This window comes from Massilia sp. CT11-108 (assembly GCF_047302915.1).
Taxonomy (GTDB): Bacteria; Pseudomonadota; Gammaproteobacteria; order Burkholderiales; family Burkholderiaceae_D; genus Telluria; species Telluria orientalis.
On sequence record NZ_JBKYMO010000869.1, the window covers coordinates 1 to 1,462 of the forward strand.

Here is a 1,462-nt window from a genome sequence, read left to right on the forward strand (position 1 = left end):
TCGCGCACGAGCGTGACGGCGGGCCACGCCTCGACGCGGGGCACGGCGTCGTCCAGCACGAGCGGCGCCGGGGCGGCATGGGCCACGTTCAGCAGGAACAACACGAACAGCGGCGCGAAGCAACGGAATACGGACATCGTTTATCCTTGATGGGCGGCGGGCTTGAGGCGCCCGGTGAAACGGCGTTCGAGGGCATTGACCCAGCGCGGCGCCTTGTCGTCATTGTGCCAGGCGTGGACGGCGTCGCCGACTTCGCCCAGCAGCGTGTCCGGCAGTTTCAGCGGACGGGTCTCGTCCATCAGCAGCTTGACCGTGAGGTTGTAGCCGAGGATGCGCGTGACGAGGCGCGAGATCGAGAACCCCGGGAACACGAGCCGCGCCATGGCATCGACGCCGCGGATGAAGCCGAACACCAGCACGAACAGGCCGCGCGACAGCAGCGACACGCGTTGATCGAGGCCCAGGTCGCGCGAGGACGCCTTGCCGATCAGGTGGCGGGTGAGGAGCACCGGGAACGGTTTCAGGATGCGCGGCGGCAGGTAGCGCTGGATGTTCGCCATCAGCGCGCCGGCCAGCGCCGGGCGCGGGTCGTCCTTGCGCTGCCGGGTGCGCGTCTCCGCCTGGATGGCGGTGAACATGCGCTCCGCGTCCGCCATCGTGTCCGTCATCTGCTCGCGTTCGATGCCGAGCACGGCGCCCAGCACGTTCCAGGCGTGCATGTACGCTTCCTCGTCACCCTGCTCGAGGCGCAGGCCGAGGCGGCGCAGGCCCTGCAGGAACACATAATTAAACGTCAGCAGCGTGTAGCCCAGTTCTTCCTGGTTGCAGGGCAGGCCGAGGCGGTCGATGTCCCAGCCGTGCGCGTACAGCACTTGCGGCATCGTCTTCGCCTGCGTCAGCAACCGGGGCAGCCGGCGCGGCGCCACGAGGGCCTCGGCCACGTCGCCGCGCAGCACGAGGTGGCGGATCATGGCGTGGATCAGGCGCACCTTGATGGCTTGCGCGACGCCGCCGCCGGACGGCGCCGTCAGGCCCCCGCGCATCATGACGGGGAAGATCATGGCGGCGGTGGCGCGCACGCGGTAGTCCGTGTGCTGTTCGAGTTCGCCGGCCGCATGCAGCACGGCCGCGAGGTCCGGCATGATGTAGCACTGGGGCAGGCTCGCGCAGAACAGCAGCGTGCACGACGCCATGCTCATTTCCATGAACAGCACTTCGGCGCGCGCGATCTTCGCGGCGTCGGCCCAGTCGGGCAGCACGCTGGCCTCGACCACGTACGCTTCGAGCGCGGCGGCCATGTCGGGCGGCAGGCCGGGGCTGGCGCGCCAGCCGTCCAGGTCCCCGTTCAACTGCCAGCGCGCGATCTCCCGGTTCAGGAGGCCGATCGTCGCCATGTCCGGACCGCCGGGCTGGCCGGGGCCGAGGATGCGCGCGATGGTGGCGTCGGCCAGCGGGTCGGCGC

The 1,462-nt window shown here is 70.0% G+C and carries 1 protein-coding gene; it reads right to left on the bottom strand.

Annotation, left to right across the window (positions count from 1 at the left end):
* Positions 1-140: 140 nt before the first annotated feature.
* On the bottom strand, positions 141-1,462 hold a 1,322-nt coding region (locus tag ACEN88_RS31535), incomplete at its 5' end, for an oxygenase MpaB family protein (RefSeq protein ID WP_413346079.1).